We start from the raw sequence: 17,194 nt of genomic DNA on the forward strand, positions 1-17,194 counted from the left end.
TCCTTGAAAATAGCATGACCAGGAGTACGTGTTGGTCCAAGGCAGAATATTTCAGAAAGTCCTTCTTTATCTACCTCTGCATCTACAAATGGATGCGAAAGTAAAACTTTTAACTCTGAACCAAAAAGAATTGCGCTTCCCCTTTGAGCAAAAAATAAAGGCTTCACACCTAGATGATCACGACCAAGCATCAATTTCCCAAATCTTTCATCCCAAATACCAAAAGCAAAAATCCCATTTAGATGTTGAACACAATCTTCTTGCCATTCTAAGTAAGCATGTAGTAATACCTCTGTATCCGACTTGGTCTGAAATTTATGACCTTTCTCCTCAAGTTCTTTACGTAATTCTTGATAGTTATAAATTTCTCCATTGAACGTAAGGCCAATCATATCATTTCCATCTTTATAGAGCATAGGTTGAAGGCCACCTTCAGGATCAATGACGATGAGACGTCGATGACCTAATGCCGCTCGTTTTGAAAACCAATGCCCCTCTGCGTCAGGTCCTCGGTGAATGATAGCATCTGTCATTTTTTTTAACGTTTCTTGTTCATTAGACAGGTCTTTAGACCAGTCTATCCACCCTACAATTCCACACATAGTGTCTACCTTCTCTCAAATAGTATAGAAACCGACTAAAATTGAATATCAGTCGGTTTTCCGTAAAAAAATCCGACTAAAAACATCTTTTAGTCATGTTTATATAATAAAATGAATTGAATAAAAAATCAAATAATTCAATCAAGAAAGAAATCATCGTCCGATTAAAAAATTATTACCTTAAACTTTCATTTTTATCTTAAGTGATACAGTTGCATTCTATTATAGTTATATACTAGAAATAAGAATGGTGTATGTTATTCTATAAGAAGCAAATAGAGGACTTTCTATTAGGAGTTACAAAATTACAAATGAACTAATACAGAATGTAAAGATAGAAAACTTCGCTAAATATTTCAAGGATAGGGTGTAGACAATGATCAAATTAGAAAAAGAAAAAGAAAATAAAAAAATGAAAATCATTCAATCTGCCACAATACTGTTCTCTACGCGTGGTGTCCGTAACACAACGGTTGATGAAATTGCAAAGACAGCTAAAGTTGGTAAAGGTACTATTTATTATTACTATACAGATAAAACTGAAATATTATGTGACTGCTATATGCGTCATATTCAGCTCAAACGCTCACAATTATTTAATTTATATAAAGAAGAAAAAGATGTTTTACTTCGAATACAAAAAATTCTTCATTATATCAGCCTAGAATATCATCAAGATCCGTTTGTTTCTACACTCTTTCAAGAATATAAAGAGTACCATTCACCTGAAATTACAACTTGTTTTAAACAATCTGAAGAAGAAGCAATTAACATGATAAGTAATTTGCTCGAAAAAGGTTATCAGCAAGGAGCTTTGCATAAGGTACCATTACCGCTTACAGCTTTTATGTTAGTACGAATGATTTTTAACTACGAACAGGATTATATAAAAAATGATAAAAGTGATACAGAATTTCTGCAGTTGCTAAAACATATGCTTCTTAAAAACTAGTTTTAACAACAAAAAAATAATTGTGGTACAAATATATGAAGAAGAACGTGAATAATGAATGGTTTAATAAACTCTTTTCATTCTGGCCAAACATACGAAATATCCAACGCTTATGTAGAAATGAATGAAAAAATCATATAAATTTTTCTAAAATTAGAAAGCCTATACTTAAATCTACAATAAAATAGTTCAGTAAAAAGAGCGTGTTTTGATCTATCTAAACACGCTCTTACAAATATTTAAACCCTATATGAATTGCTTATTCCATTCTGATTTTCTTTTAACTAATATATCTCTTTATATACGATTATCATGCCAAAAGTTTATTGGAAAATGATTGTTCTCATCATAAGCTTCAAATTCGTACCCTTTTTCTTTTAACCCTTTTATAATTGCTGGAACTGCCGCGACAGATTGTGGATGAATATCGTGCATTAAAACAATTTCCTTTGAAGACGTCGCACCTGCTAAGACATTTTGAACAATCTTTGCAGCTGCTACATCAACGGGTAATTTATTGTATTTCCAATCTAAAGAATCAATTGTCCAATCCCATACTTTCAAATTATTTCCTACCACTTCATTTCGAAGTGATTCATTTAAGCCAGGCATTGATCCATATGGTGGACGTGTTAATTTCGGTGTGTATCCAATAACGTTTCTAATTAAAGATTGATCTTCTTTCATTTCCTTCACATATTCCTGATTGGTGTATAGCTTTTTAAAATCATGTGTCATACTATGCATGCCCACATAATTGTTTTCTACATGCTCTCGTTTCACTAAATCTGGGAACCTTTTCACATTATCGCCAATTAAAAAGAATGTTGCTTTCACATCATTTTTCTTTAGTACATCTAATAGATTAGCTGTATATTTTCCAGGTCCATCATCAAAAGTTAAATATGCAACTTTTCTTTCTTTACCATCAAAACGATTAGGTATCAATTTTTTTAATTCATTTTTAGGTAGACTGCTCACTTGCTGAACACTATTTGCCTCTTCCGCATTTACCAGCTTAGGATTCGTAATAGATTGAAACACGTAATACCCTATTGCTACTAAAGTAATAGCCAACAATACACTTATAATTCTCTTTTTCTTAAGCTTAATTTTCATATTATAATCTTCTTTCTATCTTAATAATAATCTGTATAGGTGAAAATTAGTGCCCTGCACTAGCGTTTATGGCATTTCCTATAATAGTCAGAACTACTGGAAATAATACTGGTCCTAAGGTAAGGACAATGTTTAAAATTATAATAAAACTATATAGTAAGCTATAATTTTTACTATTACGGTTTTCAAATACTAGGATGACTAATGTTATTATAGTAATTAAATGTAGTAATAAAATTATCAACCAATAATACATCATTATAGTAAGATTCCACTTTCCTAATAGTTGGTATGTTACCCCTATTATTATCCCTAATATAGTAGCATTAAAGGAAATAAACAAAGTTCTTTTTAGTATTTTAGGAAATGTTTTGTGATCCACAGTTTTATTATATAAACCGATTAAAATGCCCAAAGATAGATATGCCAGTAATAGCCCTACCCAATTCCAGATCCAATCTTGATCCCCCATTAAATTAAACAAAAGCGCAATGATCCCTCCTACTGCAAGAATCGAAGAGATCATAATACTATTTAAAGCTGATTTCATACTATTTTCACTTCCTTAAAAATTTTACAATACAGCATTGAAGTCTACTCTTAAGTTGTCCTTTACTTATTAGATTCCTTTTCATTAAAAATCTTGTATGGAAATCCCATCATATAATCCGGTCATCATACCTAATAGCATATACGGAGAATGGGTAGGCCCAGCAAAAATTACATGTACATGATCACATACCATAATTTTTAAACTGAATGAAACTCCACCAAATCCTATTCCACATGGTAGATATACAAATAGAGGATGCCATTCACCAACTTTTATTTGTATATCAATTATTCAGACGAGTATCAGCTACTGCATAACCTTAAAATAAATGCTTTGATTTTTCATCGTCAATCAAATAGCACATTTGATTCTTATTAACTTGTATTCTTCCTTCTTCTACTGCTTTACTATAGCCCGCTGTATATTTAAAAATAGTAACCCCTTTGTTTCTAATTAAATCTTTTTCCCATTTTTTCGCAGCTGCTGCCATATGTACATATGATGTTTTAAAATTAATAATAATTTATTATAATTAAGTATATATTAACAATATATTAAGTATAAGTAAATAAAATTAATAATAATTTAATTTTATTTACTTATTTAAAGGGGATTACATATATGAACGATATTAATGTTGGTCACAAAATTAGGGCATTTAGAAAAGGGGCCGGATTAACCAGTAAACGTTTAGCAGAGTTAGCTGATATAACACCTTCCATGTTAAGTCAGATTGAAAAAGGAATCACAAATCCTTCATTACAAACACTAAAATTAATTTCTGTAGCACTAAATATTCCATTGTTTAACTTTTTCTTAGAGGATACCAATACAGAAGAATTAGTTGTAAGAGCTAACCAAAGGAAAAAAATAACTTTTCCTGAAAGCGGCAATGTTTCATATGAGTTATTATCTCCTAATTTAGATGGAGCACTAGAATTGGCTTTAATGAATCTGTTCCCTGAAACTGCTTCATCTATGGAGCCTGTGGCACATAAAGGGGAAGAAATAGCATTTATTATGGAGGGACAAGTAAAACTATATCTAAATGATGAGGTTTTACTTCTCAATACAGGTGATAGTGTTAAAATCCCACCTTATACAAAGCATAAATGGGAAAACACTTCTTTAAACAAAGTCACTGTTATATTTGGGGTAACTCCACCATCTTTTTAATTTCAAATACTAGCGAAGAAAAGTTAGAGAAAATAATTCTCTAACTTTTCTTGTATACTTAATTTTATTTTAAGAAATTAAAAAACTTGTCTCCCAATTATATGAGATTAAAACTAATAAAATAGATCTTTTTAATTACATACTTAATTTATTTTTTAATGTCCAATATTTTTCTCCATTAGCTTCAAAAGAGAATTCTACCCATCCATTTGGATCTTCACGATAAATAAAGATGGTTGTTCCAGGGGTTACTGTACCAACTTTATTCTCCTCGACAGCTACATCTGGTCTACTTTTAATTTTTAAATTAAATGGATAAGGTACCTGGTAGTAAGCAGCTGATGATACAACATTTGAGCTTGAACCGTCTGCATACATTTTATATGGAATTTCATTCGATAACGCGTCGACATCTAATGTTTCAGGATTCTTTGGTAATTTTTTTGCATATGTATAGTCTTCTACATGAAACGGTTTAATACGTTCCATAATACCCGCAATTTTCTTAGCCCAGCCTTTATCTGATGCATATTTCACATTCATGCCAGTTAATGTTGGGCCGTTATAATACATACCACTTTCTTCTAAATATCTTTCTCGTACATAATTAGCGTTATAAGCAATGCTATCCCCGTAGCTTGGTAAATATTTTGCATATTTAAACGGATCTCCATCATATGCACGTAGACCGAATAGATTATGTTTTTGATATGCGATTTCTGATTTTCCGTATCCAGATTCTAAAATCGCATGCGCTGCTAAATAATGAGCACTCACGCCATATTGATTTTGCGCATTGATAAAATCTTGCCCATGTCCAACTAAAGGACTATCCGAGTGATATTTCGCAATAAAACTATCAATCTCTTGAGCTGTAATTTTCGAAGCCACTGTTAAATTTAAATCTTCATATGAGGTAGCAGTAATAACCTCTTTTTCATCGTTTAAATTTTGTTGTAACATATCTGTTTTTGCAGTAAGTTGAGCAGCTTCAGCACGTGTTATAAATCTATTTGGTTGCCAACCGTTCTCGGTACCATTAGAGATTTTTAAATCTATTAAAATATTGGCATATTTTTCTCCCCAATGCCCTTTTAAATCTTCAAATCTAACCTGATCATTATGATTTGGTGTGCTTTGTAGTTTATATGCATTTACTAGCATCGTAGCCATAGCAGCGCGAGTTACTTTTCCGGATGGATTGAAGATTCCATTACCTTCACCTTTAACAATCCCAGCTTTTTCAGCAGCAGCAATATAAGGAGTAGCCCAGTGGTTTTGTGAATCTGTAAAAGATGGTTTTGCATTAGGATCAATTTGTATACCTAAAACTTTTGTCATAATTTTTGTAGCCGAAGCTCTGTCTAATGAGTCATTTGAACCAAAAGTTCCATCTGGATAACCATTTAATACCTGTTTATCAACTAAATAATTAACGGATTTATCAGCCCATGTAGGAACATCAGGGAATTTATGAGTATCTGCTAAAATATTAGAAGAATAGGATAATATAGCTCCTGCAAGGATACCTGTTGCAATTAATTTGTGCTTCATTAAAATAAACACCTCTACCATTGTATTTATCAAATTGAGATTTTCTATTTTTATATTTACATGTTTGTCATAATAATGAAATCGTATTAACACGCATCCAATTTGATGTAACGAGTATAGTTACTTATATACACAAGTGTCAATGAATTTATTTTACAAAAATGCATAATTTTTACATTATTTTGTAATTGAATTATGTATAAATTTTGTAAAGGACCTTTTGATAGATTTTACCTGAATAAATCTCTTTAGTTGTTAATTTGCCAATCTTTCTTGTTTACTATTAATTAATTAAAAAAAGAATTTTTTTGTTTAAGAGCTACTTTAAAATCTTAAGTTGATGGATGTGTGAATGTACCGCTACTAAAATTCTTGCTTTTAAATCATTATTACTGTATTATATTTACGTATCAATATAAGGATTATATTATATAAAAAGGAATCAAATCTATAAGTAAGATTTAAATCCTTTTCGAAATCAAAAAGACTTTGTCAAAATCTAATATAGTTTATGCTTGTCTTTTTAATATGTATCTAGTAAAAACATATTTTTTATCCATAGAATTCTGTTTTCAATGCTAGGAATTAGTGTTCTAAACAAGAAACCGTACAAAGTGATCTGAAAAACCTGAGAGATATTGTATGTAGTTTGCTCATCTCCAGGTACTACAATAAAAGAGCCTTACCTTTCTAGGCAAGACTCTACTAGTTTAGTTGTATACTATTTACATGATAACTAAGAAACAGAAAACATATAACACCAAATAACAGCACCCTATTACTCCTCCTACAGCTAATACCTGTTTAACCCAACTCTTAAATTTTTGATTACTGTAAATCGCTTGCACTCTTTCCATATTTCCTCCTATTAAGCAGAACCCTTAAAGACTCTCACCTCGCTATAGTACCATTAAAAAATGAATAATAGAGATCTAATGTATAAATATGCAATATTGCATACGAAAATGTATTGTTATAATTGCAAGCGCTTACTATAATAAGGTTATAAAGATTTATTACATCTTAATACGAAAAAGAGGAGAGAATAATATGGAAATCGCAATGGCAGTTTTAAAATTTATAGGTGGAGCAATCCCATTAATTCAAGAACTACTAAAAGCATTTATGTAAATTCACTATTTAGCAATTATTTATAAAAATTATTATACAAATGATCTATATATATAAAATGAATTGGTTTACAGATCATTTGCGTGATCAAGGTCCCTTTAACATGACTAAGGGGCCTTTTTAAAATTTTTAAATAATTAAGGTTACGTCACATCACGATCAAGTTAGCAAAATAAAATGAAACTTTAACTTGATGGTGATGGGGTAACAGTTGTGATTTAGAGATAAGATAAGATCAGATTATACAAAGTTTTGCACGTCAGCGATACTAAAAATAAACTTCGCCTTTAGTAGCAAGAATCCCCAATAAAGATAGTCAACTTGCCTATTTAGGAATAAGAGTGTCAATTTAAATGATGCATTCTGAAACACTACTCTTCTTCTAAAATAGCGTAATAATATTCATCCCACCATTCATTCCCATGTGGTATACACTTCCTGAAATAGCCTTCTCTTCTCATTCCAATCTTCTCCATTACTCGATATGATGGGGTATTTTGTGGTTGACATGTAGCTATAATCCTATGTAATTTCATTTCCTTAAAGCCATATTCCAATGTAGCTTGTGCTGCTTCAGAAGCATATCCTTTATTGAAATATTTAGGATTGAACACCCAACCAATCTCATATGTATGCTCACCAAAATATTTATGAAAAACTATATGACCAATCAGAATATCTTTATCAATTAATACTACAGGAAAGTTCTTAGCGTTTTCACCAATGTTTTCATTCACAAAGTTTCTTGTATTTTCTTCAGTAAAAACCCCTTCAGGTATGTATTTCATAACATTGATATCTGATGTATACTCATGAACAGCTTGCCAATCTTTGAACTCAAATTTCCGTATTAATAATCTTTCTGTTTTTATAAACATTTACTTTTCCCCCTCAAAAAATTGCAACTATATTTGAAATCCACATTTAACCCTTAAAACAAAAAGAACTTGTAGGACTCTCTACAAGTTCTTTTTAGTTTAAGGTGAATATACGAGCCAAACAAACTATCTTACAGATTGACTGTAGAAACTTTAGGGGTAATGCTTTGACAAATATATTATATAACAAATATTAACATCCACAGGATTTATTTTTGAAAATTATGTGAATTAAGAAAGGAAGTAGTTTTTTCTTAGCTATTATTATTATTAACTGACGGTATCATTATATTTCATTCTGCAACTTATTTAGAAGCGCTATGTACATTTCGAAGAAGCTCTTCAATAAGTTTTGTTTTTTCATTTACCTTTGTGGCATATTTGAAATCACCATAACAATATGGATACCTAAAATTATTTTTATTTCCACCACAAGTATACATCGCTGGATTTTGATCAACTTTCATCTTAGAAAACTTTTTGGCTGAATCCTCCGAGTGTTGTTTAACTTCTTGACTAGCAACAAAATCAATATAACCTGGCCCCATATTATAGCTTTGAATAATTGTATCCATGCTAACATCCTTGTCCGTTCCATATTTGTACATTTTAGCAAAGTGTTTTACCCCTTGTTCAATGCTCAAGCTTGTCTCTTGAATTTCATTTGGCTTTAATCCAAGTGATTCGGATGACTGCATAGGATCGTTTCCCTCACCTCTACTCTCTTGGTACATAATTCCTAATAAAACTGCTGTTTTCTCTCCTAAATTATATTTTTCTAATTCTTTCTTCAAGGTAGATTCATATTGCAATACACGTTTTTCGGTGGCTAGCGCTTTATTTTGTTGAATATTGGTTTTATGATTAAAATATAGCATTCCAAGTATTGTTCCTAAGCCTAAAATACTAATAAGGAACACTTTTATAATTTGTTTTTTACTTGTATCCTTCATATATTCCTCCTCGTATAAGAAATGCAATTTTTCAAAGGTAATTGGTTATATATAAACTATGTAATGAACATCTATCTCCCACCCTTTTAGACTCATACATCAATACTTTAAGGTTTCAAGTTTAATATAAAAATTTAAAGATAAGGTAAAGATAAGATAAAGATAAAATAAAGAGTATTTTTTAGCGTACTTTAAAAGATATTGCTACAAAGGGATATATGGGACAACTTGTTGATATGAATGGATTTAGTGATAATTGAAAGGTTATTGTACAAGTTATTAATTATGGAGACATCATTCCAGAAGATTTAATCCATCTTTTCAATATGCTTTATATAAAAACCACAACATAACATATAATAAAAAACGGCGAACCCTCCACCTAGGAGAATCCACCATCACAAATAACTGATTATTTCACACCTAGTTTTTTTGCTTTCTTAGGGATCCCGTCTTCCAGCACTTCCTCCCAAACTGTTACACCTTTTTATCTAAATGATATACACGTAGGAATGCTTCTTTACGAAGATTCTTTTGTGCGATAAATTCTAACTCTTTTTCTTTACCTTCCTTATCAAAACCCGATAATGTATATTCATACTCCTTTCCCATCACTTTACCATCCATAGATTTTGAAACTCCTCCTTTTCCATCCATATTAATTTGAACGTAATATTCATCTTTACCCATACGGTTGATATCACACCCAACTAAAACACTTGCAAATACAACTTCCTTATTTTTTACGTACCTGTATATTTTTATCTTGTTACTCACTTTTATTTTTCTTTCTTAACTAACTTATTTAAGATAATCTCATATAAATTACTTAACGAATTAATGCTATTTGCGACATAAAAAAAGAGAGGCGTCTGCCCCCTCTTAGAAGTGAAATTCAACTTGCTGTTCTTTTGTAATTGTCTCATCCCCCTCAGGATTAACTGTGTCGCTAAAGAGTAACTTAGCTGATATAATCTCCTCAAGCTTACTCTTAATGAATAGACCTACGCTACCTTCTTTCTTCACCTTCCCATAGAATTTGTTAGCATTCTCATCTTTCTCCTAACTAAGATCTTTTACTTTTACTAATTTCATATGAGAAATTCCCTCCAAATGTACACACTAAGAATGAGATTTGATAGAAGATACTTGTCTACATTTTGACTTTTCCTATTAAAACTGGAATATTTGGTCAAATGTATTAAACACGCAAATAACTTGATATCGTATCTCATGATTTTAATAATGATTCTGTTTTTCATTGTAGTAAGGTTGTTTATCTCATATTGAATTACCTTTCATTTTTCTTACAAGTTCGCAATATTTTTGAAAATACAGTCTATAAAGCCGAGAATTATTATTTTTTGAGAGATAGCATTGAGGAGTTTTTCATATGCACTGTACTATACGGTACTAGATTCCCGTACAGATTTCATTTACAATTCATTGTATTTTCTTTACCATTTACCAAGTTAAAATGGAACAAATTTATTACTTAGAGTGTCTATTATGTGTATCCCTAAAAATATGAAAGGACTTATTATTCCCCAAAGTAAAGTGATGTAAAAAAGTGTGTATTGAGATACTTCATTTAAATGTTACGAGTTTAATACTTTCACAGGTAAACTATAAAAAAAGAAACACCCTAAACAGCAACTGTTCATTCATATAAACGCTTTGGTTCTGCTTAGCCTGTTAAAATTCAACTTCAGAAGTATCGGTATCCAACACCCGCTTTAATTAACATCGGTATTTAAAATACCAAAACAAAATCCATATATCGTTGAAAGAGGTTGAAAATTCATGTACGTTTTAAACAAGTTCTTTACCTACAAAAAGATTGTACCTGTCGTATTACTTTCATGTGTAACACTAATAGGGTGTTCTAATAGTAATACTCCATCTGGACCACCTAAGCAAACAAAACAAATAAAGCAAATTAAACAAGAAAATACAGGTCATGATTCTTTTGCTAAGCTTGAAAAAGAATATAATGCTAAGCTTGGTATTTATGCTCTGGATACAGGTACAAATCAAACTATTGCTTATCATTCAAATGATCGTTTTGCATTTGCCTCTACATCTAAATCATTAGCAGCGGGAGCTCTTTTACGTCAGAACTCAATAGAAGCTCTTGATGAAGGGATTACGTATACGCGTGAAGACCTTTCTAATTATAATCCAATTACAGAAAAGCATGTGTATACAGGAATGACGTTAAAAGAACTTGCAGATGCTTCTGTTCGATATAGTGACAGTACGGCACATAATTTAATTCTTAAAAAGTTAGGTGGTCCATCCGCATTTGAAAAAATCTTGAGAGAAACGGGAGATACGGTTACTAAATCTGAACGATTTGAACCTGAATTAAATGAAGTACATCCTGGAGAAACGCGCGATACCAGTACACCAGAAGCGATCGCTAAGGCACTTCAATCATTTACATTAGGATCTGCACTTCCAACAGAGAAACGTGAATTATTAGTAGATTGGATGAAGAGAAATACGACTGGAGATAAGTTGATTCGTGCGGGCGTACCAAAAGGATGGGAAGTAGCTGATAAAACAGGCGCAGGATCTTATGGAACAAGGAATGATATTGCAATTATTTGGCCACCAAATAAAAAGCCAATTGTTCTTGCCATCCTTTCTAATCATGATAAAGAAGATGCAGAATATGATGATAAGCTTATTGCAGACACAACTAAAGTCGTATTAGATACTTTAAAAGTTACGAATAAAAACTAATAAATTAATAGTTTTCCGTGGTTAGGGGACATATTCTCTAATAAGAGTAACCATACATGAACGTCAAATGATGCTAAAAAAAGAAAAAACACGCAGTTCCATTTGGAATTGCGTGTTTTTATTTTGCTAATTTATTTTGGATAACCGCTTGTGTCATCCAGTGCTGATTGGTTTGCACATGGTCTTTTCGAACAAATGCCCCTATGGATTTTGAAAAATCATTATAGTGAAACGCATCCGTTAATCTAAGTACATACCCCTCCTGAATCCCTCCAAAGAGTGAAGTACCGTTGTAGCACAAACGAATTACCTTTTCATTATAGGGGCCACGATATAACACTGGAACGTGTGCAAGGCCTAACTTTTTACACCATGCAACTGCTGCATCCCACGATAAACATTCATTTTTCTCATTCTATATTGAAAAGACATAAAAATAGGACGTCAGTGCTGTGTAGTGAATGCCATGACAAGCATACACATTTTCACCACATATCCTCCAGCCTTCTGGAATTCTATCCCCCCATACTTCCTTGTAACGTTTTTACCCATGTTCTCGATGGGTTATGACCACTTGATAACGACCTTGCATGAATAGCATCTTTATAAAGAGATGTATTTTCACCATCTAACTTCGTACGATTAATTACTTCCTGTAGTAGCCTTTCTACTGTATCTATTTTTATCTCATTTGGTTTTCTCAATATTCTTTACTTCTATTTTTTGATTGTTATAACTGGCACTTTCTTGGTATCAGAAATTTCACTGTAACCATAATAAAGTAGAAAAAACAATAAAATAATTGTCCAAATAAATATAAACACTTTATAACTATACTTCATATGAAAAACCTCATTTTCCCTATATAAGTGAATGTACATACACCTTATAAATCCTATTACATAAATTATTGGATATTGCAGTAGTAGAGAATCATTAAGTATTAGAAATTGTTATTCATAAACATATCCAAGAAATCTTCAAAAAATATCATCTAGACATTTTAACATTTCATAAAAATGCACAGATAATATTTTTACGTTTAGCTAAGTAATGCTTATTATGTAATAAATCCTTATCTCTATTTCACCTTAATGTTTATATGTACAAGAGTCTGTGTAGCAACTAGGCTGTACTTTAAATATGTACTAAATTGTGTGTGGGAAAGGAAGCACATTTTATTTAAAGTTGTTACTTTGAACCCTTTAATTAGTTGGTAGTCTTCTTCATTCAGACAGAAAGGAAATTTAAAGTGTGCACGTATTTTCAACTCAGACTCTTTACTACACACACTCCTATACACATAACACGTCTATACCTTTCGTAACATTAAGGAAACAAAAGGAAATGATATAGAAATAATTATAATATTTCGTAACAACCTTGTAACACAAATGTAACACAATACATTTAATCGTACAATACTTTTTTAGCTAATTATCAACAAAGCATTGTTAATATCGTTCAAATTTAATAATGTTCCCATAAAGTAATACATATTGTTTGTGAAGTGTTTTTTCAAAATATAACGAAACCTACCATGACGGAGGAATGGTAATTCAATTTAAGAATAAATGGATTGATACCTTTCTAGCTTTTGTATCCCAATCATAGTATAGAGAGGATTATGGTTATCCAATAAATATATGTGAACATATACAAGCTAAGCCTTCTAAATAATTACTGTAACTAAAAAAACAAGTAATTATACTTGTTTTTTTAGTTTACTTTCCAATATCGCAACAGTTTTATGTGCTCTCTTTTCCTGTCTACATTATTGGATGCATATCTTACTAAAGATAGCTTCTTTTTTTATGATTCTATTGAAGTAATTAATTGCTGACGTTCTTTATCTCTATAAATTTTCATTTCATGTTTAAACTCGTAATTTCCTACTTCAAATCTAGCCCATTCCTTACTTGTCCAATATACTACATCTACATTTTCTCTTAAGATTGCAAAACACACATCCACTAATTCATCTTCGTAAAATGGAGCTTCTTTTGCTAATTCAAAAGCAAGCACTTTTGGATCCTTAGTTTTAATTTGAAGTTCCCTAGAGGTTTGCCCTAAATACTGCCATGGCGATGGTATTGATTGAACTTGGGCATCTCCCCTATCTTGAAACTGTGATGGAGAATAATTTGTTGAAGCAAATGTAGGTTTACTTACTCCTATTGCTGTTCCTAAAACAACAGAACCAATAATAAGTTTTTTAATCATTTTTTCAGCCCCTTTAATAATTTTGGATATGCTTCATTTTTATACCACGTTCACAGTCATGTAAATGAAGATAATTTGACAGAATTCTGTGTTTTCCTCGAAAAATGTATATTAATTACACACCTTAAATTTACTAAAAGCAAAATTGTTGGTTAAGGTAAATTTTTTTGTCGTAAGTATACACTTTTTGTATAAAAATTAGTTTTTTAAATATTTGCATACTTATTGATAAAGCTTCCTGCCATACCTTATTCGAAGCCAATTTACCTCTACCTACTCACTTCGTATTCCTTGAAGAAGGAATCTTCTTGACTAAAACGTATAAAAAAGTTGGGGATTTCCCCAACTTTTTTATACGTTTATTGTCTTATTAATCCTGTAGATGTAACCCCATATGTTCTTTTCTTTCCGATATATTCCTGTTTTCCATTCTCAAGGTTAGTTAAAGTCGCGCGTGTTTTTTCCTTTGCTGCTTCCCCTCCTATATGAGTAAATTCTATATAATCTCCCTCTTTTACAGGTACTGTTTGCGTTTCAGCATTTTGTTGTCTATTTCCCATAATTTCCTTATTGTACATAACGCTACCAGATGAGTTCTGGACTTTAATACTTGCATATGTGCTATTGAAATAAGAATGCGGTACACCGGTTTCTAATATTCGCTTTAAAACTTAGATATATTTAATATTTTTTCACTACTATTATTAATCAAATTATAGTATTTTGTATTAAAATCTTATGATTTAGGACTAAATAACTTAATTGATCACACTATTTGACTCATAATTATTTACCAGAAAAACGTTATGTAAACTTTCTATTTGTCAATTAGACAAAATAGTTTATTTGCTGGTACCTTATCATTAGCTAGAAAGACCCTACTAAAAAACGTAGACTCCTTTAGGTATCTAAACATTACATATATTTCAAACGTAGATTCCTCTATCGTTAACACCTGCCCAATTCCAGCGTTGTTTACAAGGATATCAAATGTAGTATCACCTATATATTTTTGAAGAGATTGATCCATCATTGAATACAATTTATTAATGCCATTAAAAGTACTTAAGTCTGCACGAATCGCAAATGCGGAACCGCCATCTTTTTTAATTTTATCCACTACACTTTCTGCTTCTTCTTTTCTTTTACTATAGTGAACAACGACTAACGCACCAGCCTGTGCCAAATGTAAGGCAATACTTCGACCTATCCCTCTACTAGCCCCTGTTACTAATGCAATTTTCCCCTTCAATTTATTCATCTCATCATCCCCTTGTTTAAAAAAATCTACTTAGTTATATCACAAGATACGCTTTGAAATGTTGCTCACTAATTTGATATCCATAAAACCAAAAGGCCCACTCATAATTATAAGAGTCGGCCTTTTCACTTCACATATTCATTAGCTTTACATACAGCATCCCTAACTATTATGTACTTTGTACTAAGTATAATAAAGACTCTAAATGGTATTATAGGTAAAGCCAACTTAAACTAAAGTTAATTCATATACATTTTGCTTAGAGTCTCTGCCTTTAAACAGTTCGTTTAGGATTCTATGCATATATTCAATAAAATTTCAGCAATGCCTGTATTTTTCATCTTTCATATTTTTCTTTGTTAGCTATGAGTATACTTAAAAAACTAAAAACTATTTGATAATCTTTTAGAATCTAACTTTCTTTTAATACTATTTGCTATTTCTTCAATATTTTCATTTAGAAAGAAATGATTACCTTCAAAAGAATGAAAAGTACACGTTTTACTTGTGTATCGTTCCCATTTTATTACTTGATCATATGTAGTAAATTCATCATTTTCCCCATTAAATATAAGAAAATCAATATCACATGGTTGTGTATTTTTGTCATGAATATACGTCTCAACGATTTTAAAATCTGCTCTTAGAATAGGGAGAAAAATCTCCATTAATTCTTCTGATTGCAGTACCCCAGATGGTGTACCTCCCATTGCAATAACTTCTCTTTTAAATTGCTCATTAGAAAGATTATGTCGGATATTTTTTATTTTACTATTTGGATGATTTCTACCGGACAAAACAAGAAATTCAGGCGATACGTTTTTAGAATCTTTTATTTTTCTGGCCACTTCATAGGCGATCAAACTTCCCATGCTATGCCCGAATAGAATGTAGGGCGAATCATCTATCTGCATAACTATTTTATTGTAAACATCATTTACTGCCTCTTCCATACTTTGGTACAAGTTTTCTTCAATTCTATATCCTCTACCAGCTAACTCTATCGGGACTACCTCAATATATGGATTAAAGTGATTTTTCCATTTTGCGTAACTAAACGCAGATCCCCCAGCATGTGGAAAGCAAAAAAGTTTAGTCTTCTGCATTGATTTTCTCCTTACTTTCAAATTTGTATATATTTTGGAAAATTGCATAAATGTCTTTAATTATTATCTCTTGCGGAAATTCATCCCTTGTTGCACAAGCAGATAACTTATAATTTGGATCAATGTTATATTGTTTAAAGTAAAAGTTTTTAGGTATATTCTTGTATGAAATTAAAGTTCGTGATTCTTTTTTTATAGAGAATGAATTTAATGGGGTATAAAGCCCTTTTCCAATCGTTTTTATATAGCTTTCTTTTAATGTCCATAAATCAAAAAAACAATTATTTTGTTCATCAGAATTCATATTAGATATATCATAAAATTCATCCGCTGAAAAAAATTCTTTTGCTAATTTAAGAGCCTCTATCTCTGAAATCTTTTCTATATCAATACCCACATTAAAATTAGCAGTAGTACAAACCACCCATTCTCCTGAATGTGACAGATTAAAATGAAAGTCAGAAAAATTTTCAACAAAAGGTTTTCCATACTCATTATATTTAAATCTAATTTCTTCATTATTAATTTTATACTTTTGGCAGATTAGAGATCGGATTAGTAAATCCCCTATCAGGGTCCTATTAACGTCACATGAGTTTAATAAACGCTTCATTCGTTCTTTCTTCTCATTTGAAACCAAGTTACTAAGTTGCTTAAACAAATGACTTTCAATATTCTTTGGTATTTTCACAGCTTGAATGTGTATGATAAATCACTTCCTTTTTTAAAAGATGGCTTCATATATGTGCGTTACATAAATTCAAATTAACTTTATTAAATTGCAAATACAATAGAAAAGGTGCATATTTACATATCAATGAAAATATGCACCTTTCCTCAGTAATATCATCAGGCATTCGCTTCTATTACAAAGATTTCTATGTCTCTACCAATTACTTTTTACATTATCCTCTTAAAAAGTAATACTCTTGATATAT

General features: G+C 31.1%; 14 protein-coding genes and 5 pseudogenes. 5 read left to right on the forward strand and 14 right to left on the reverse strand.

The window, feature by feature from the left end:
- Positions 1-602 (reverse strand): asparagine synthetase B family protein (locus tag AB6801_RS00005; protein ID WP_370941016.1); only part of this gene is annotated, 602 nt, incomplete at its 3' end.
- Between the two features lie 376 nt (positions 603-978).
- Between AB6801_RS00005 and AB6801_RS00010 the strand changes: the two genes are divergently transcribed.
- On the forward strand, positions 979-1,554 hold the full coding sequence (locus AB6801_RS00010; RefSeq protein ID WP_098394844.1) for a TetR/AcrR family transcriptional regulator: 576 nt from the start codon (positions 979-981) through the stop codon (positions 1,552-1,554).
- A 297-nt stretch (positions 1,555-1,851) separates the two neighbouring features.
- Here AB6801_RS00010 and AB6801_RS00015 read toward each other — a convergent pair whose 3' ends face one another.
- A complete protein-coding gene (locus AB6801_RS00015; protein ID WP_000694605.1) occupies positions 1,852-2,673 on the reverse strand; it encodes a peptidoglycan-N-acetylglucosamine deacetylase in 822 nt (273 codons plus the stop codon).
- Positions 2,674-2,719: 46 nt separating this feature from the next.
- Entirely contained in the window at positions 2,720-3,223 is a 504-nt protein-coding gene (locus AB6801_RS00020) for a DUF3902 family protein (protein ID WP_097999489.1), read from the reverse strand.
- Between the two features lie 624 nt (positions 3,224-3,847).
- On the opposite strand from AB6801_RS00020, the gene AB6801_RS00025 reads away from it, so the two are divergent.
- On the forward strand, positions 3,848-4,402 hold the full coding sequence (locus tag AB6801_RS00025) for a helix-turn-helix domain-containing protein (protein WP_000997924.1): 555 nt from the start codon (positions 3,848-3,850) through the stop codon (positions 4,400-4,402).
- A gap of 135 nt (positions 4,403-4,537) precedes the next feature.
- Here the strand turns inward: AB6801_RS00025 and AB6801_RS00030 are convergent, their stop codons facing one another.
- On the reverse strand, positions 4,538-5,956 hold the full coding sequence (locus AB6801_RS00030) for an S-layer homology domain-containing protein (RefSeq protein WP_016090209.1): 1,419 nt from the start codon (positions 5,954-5,956) through the stop codon (positions 4,538-4,540).
- 945 nt (positions 5,957-6,901) lie between these two features.
- Between AB6801_RS00030 and AB6801_RS00035 the strand changes: the two genes are divergently transcribed.
- Positions 6,902-7,087 carry a hypothetical protein gene (locus tag AB6801_RS00035; RefSeq protein ID WP_370941017.1) on the forward strand — a complete coding sequence of 62 codons (186 nt, stop codon included), beginning with the start codon at positions 6,902-6,904 and terminating at the stop codon, positions 7,085-7,087.
- A 371-nt stretch (positions 7,088-7,458) separates the two neighbouring features.
- On the opposite strand, the gene AB6801_RS00040 is transcribed toward AB6801_RS00035, so the two are convergent.
- From AB6801_RS00040 to AB6801_RS00050, 3 genes and pseudogenes are all read right to left on the reverse strand, one after another.
- A complete protein-coding gene (locus tag AB6801_RS00040) occupies positions 7,459-7,965 on the reverse strand; it encodes a GNAT family N-acetyltransferase (protein WP_000470144.1) in 507 nt (168 codons plus the stop codon).
- Positions 7,966-8,270: 305 nt separating this feature from the next.
- Positions 8,271-8,918, reverse strand: coding sequence for a lysozyme family protein (locus tag AB6801_RS00045; RefSeq protein WP_061654591.1), 648 nt, complete (start codon positions 8,916-8,918; stop codon positions 8,271-8,273).
- 412 nt (positions 8,919-9,330) lie between these two features.
- Positions 9,331-9,683, reverse strand: a pseudogene (locus AB6801_RS00050) (YxeA family protein).
- Positions 9,684-10,721: 1,038 nt separating this feature from the next.
- On the opposite strand from AB6801_RS00050, the gene blaIII reads away from it, so the two are divergent.
- Complete coding sequence (gene blaIII, locus AB6801_RS00055) at positions 10,722-11,666, forward strand: class A beta-lactamase BlaIII (RefSeq protein ID WP_097999488.1); 945 nt, start codon at positions 10,722-10,724, stop codon at positions 11,664-11,666.
- A gap of 118 nt (positions 11,667-11,784) precedes the next feature.
- Here blaIII and AB6801_RS00060 read toward each other — a convergent pair.
- Together AB6801_RS00060 and AB6801_RS00065 are read right to left on the reverse strand one after the other, a co-directional pair.
- Positions 11,785-12,147 (reverse strand): annotated as a pseudogene (locus tag AB6801_RS00060) (RNA ligase family protein).
- Positions 12,148-12,181: 34 nt separating this feature from the next.
- The gene (locus AB6801_RS00065; protein ID WP_255262012.1) at positions 12,182-12,370 is read right to left on the reverse strand and encodes an RNA ligase family protein; all 189 of its coding nucleotides are present in this window, start codon (positions 12,368-12,370) and stop codon (positions 12,182-12,184) included.
- 823 nt (positions 12,371-13,193) lie between these two features.
- Between AB6801_RS00065 and AB6801_RS00070 the strand changes: the two are divergent.
- A pseudogene (locus AB6801_RS00070) lies at positions 13,194-13,280 on the forward strand (DUF2278 domain-containing protein); the annotation flags it as partial.
- Positions 13,281-13,478: 198 nt separating this feature from the next.
- Here AB6801_RS00070 and AB6801_RS00075 read toward each other — a convergent pair.
- The 5 genes and pseudogenes from AB6801_RS00075 to AB6801_RS00095 form a co-directional block, all read right to left on the reverse strand.
- Positions 13,479-13,889, reverse strand: coding sequence for a hypothetical protein (locus tag AB6801_RS00075; RefSeq protein WP_000592189.1), 411 nt, complete (start codon positions 13,887-13,889; stop codon positions 13,479-13,481).
- 359 nt (positions 13,890-14,248) lie between these two features.
- Positions 14,249-14,557, reverse strand: a pseudogene (locus tag AB6801_RS00080) (putative mucin/carbohydrate-binding domain-containing protein); the annotation flags it as partial.
- A gap of 251 nt (positions 14,558-14,808) precedes the next feature.
- Positions 14,809-15,150: pseudogene (locus AB6801_RS00085) on the reverse strand (SDR family NAD(P)-dependent oxidoreductase); the annotation flags it as partial.
- A gap of 383 nt (positions 15,151-15,533) precedes the next feature.
- Positions 15,534-16,256 (reverse strand): thioesterase II family protein, encoded by a 723-nt coding sequence (locus tag AB6801_RS00090; protein ID WP_001172937.1) that lies wholly within the window; start codon positions 16,254-16,256, stop codon positions 15,534-15,536.
- Complete coding sequence (locus tag AB6801_RS00095; RefSeq protein ID WP_087875374.1) at positions 16,243-16,947, reverse strand: 4'-phosphopantetheinyl transferase family protein; 705 nt, start codon at positions 16,945-16,947, stop codon at positions 16,243-16,245. Before AB6801_RS00095 ends, AB6801_RS00090 begins: the two co-directional genes overlap by 14 nt.
- Between the last annotated feature and the right edge of the window lie 247 nt (positions 16,948-17,194).

Origin of the sequence: Bacillus sp. RCC_6_1 (genome assembly GCF_041360755.1) — a bacterium.
In the GTDB taxonomy this organism is placed as follows: domain Bacteria; phylum Bacillota; class Bacilli; order Bacillales; family Bacillaceae_G; genus Bacillus_A; species Bacillus_A cereus.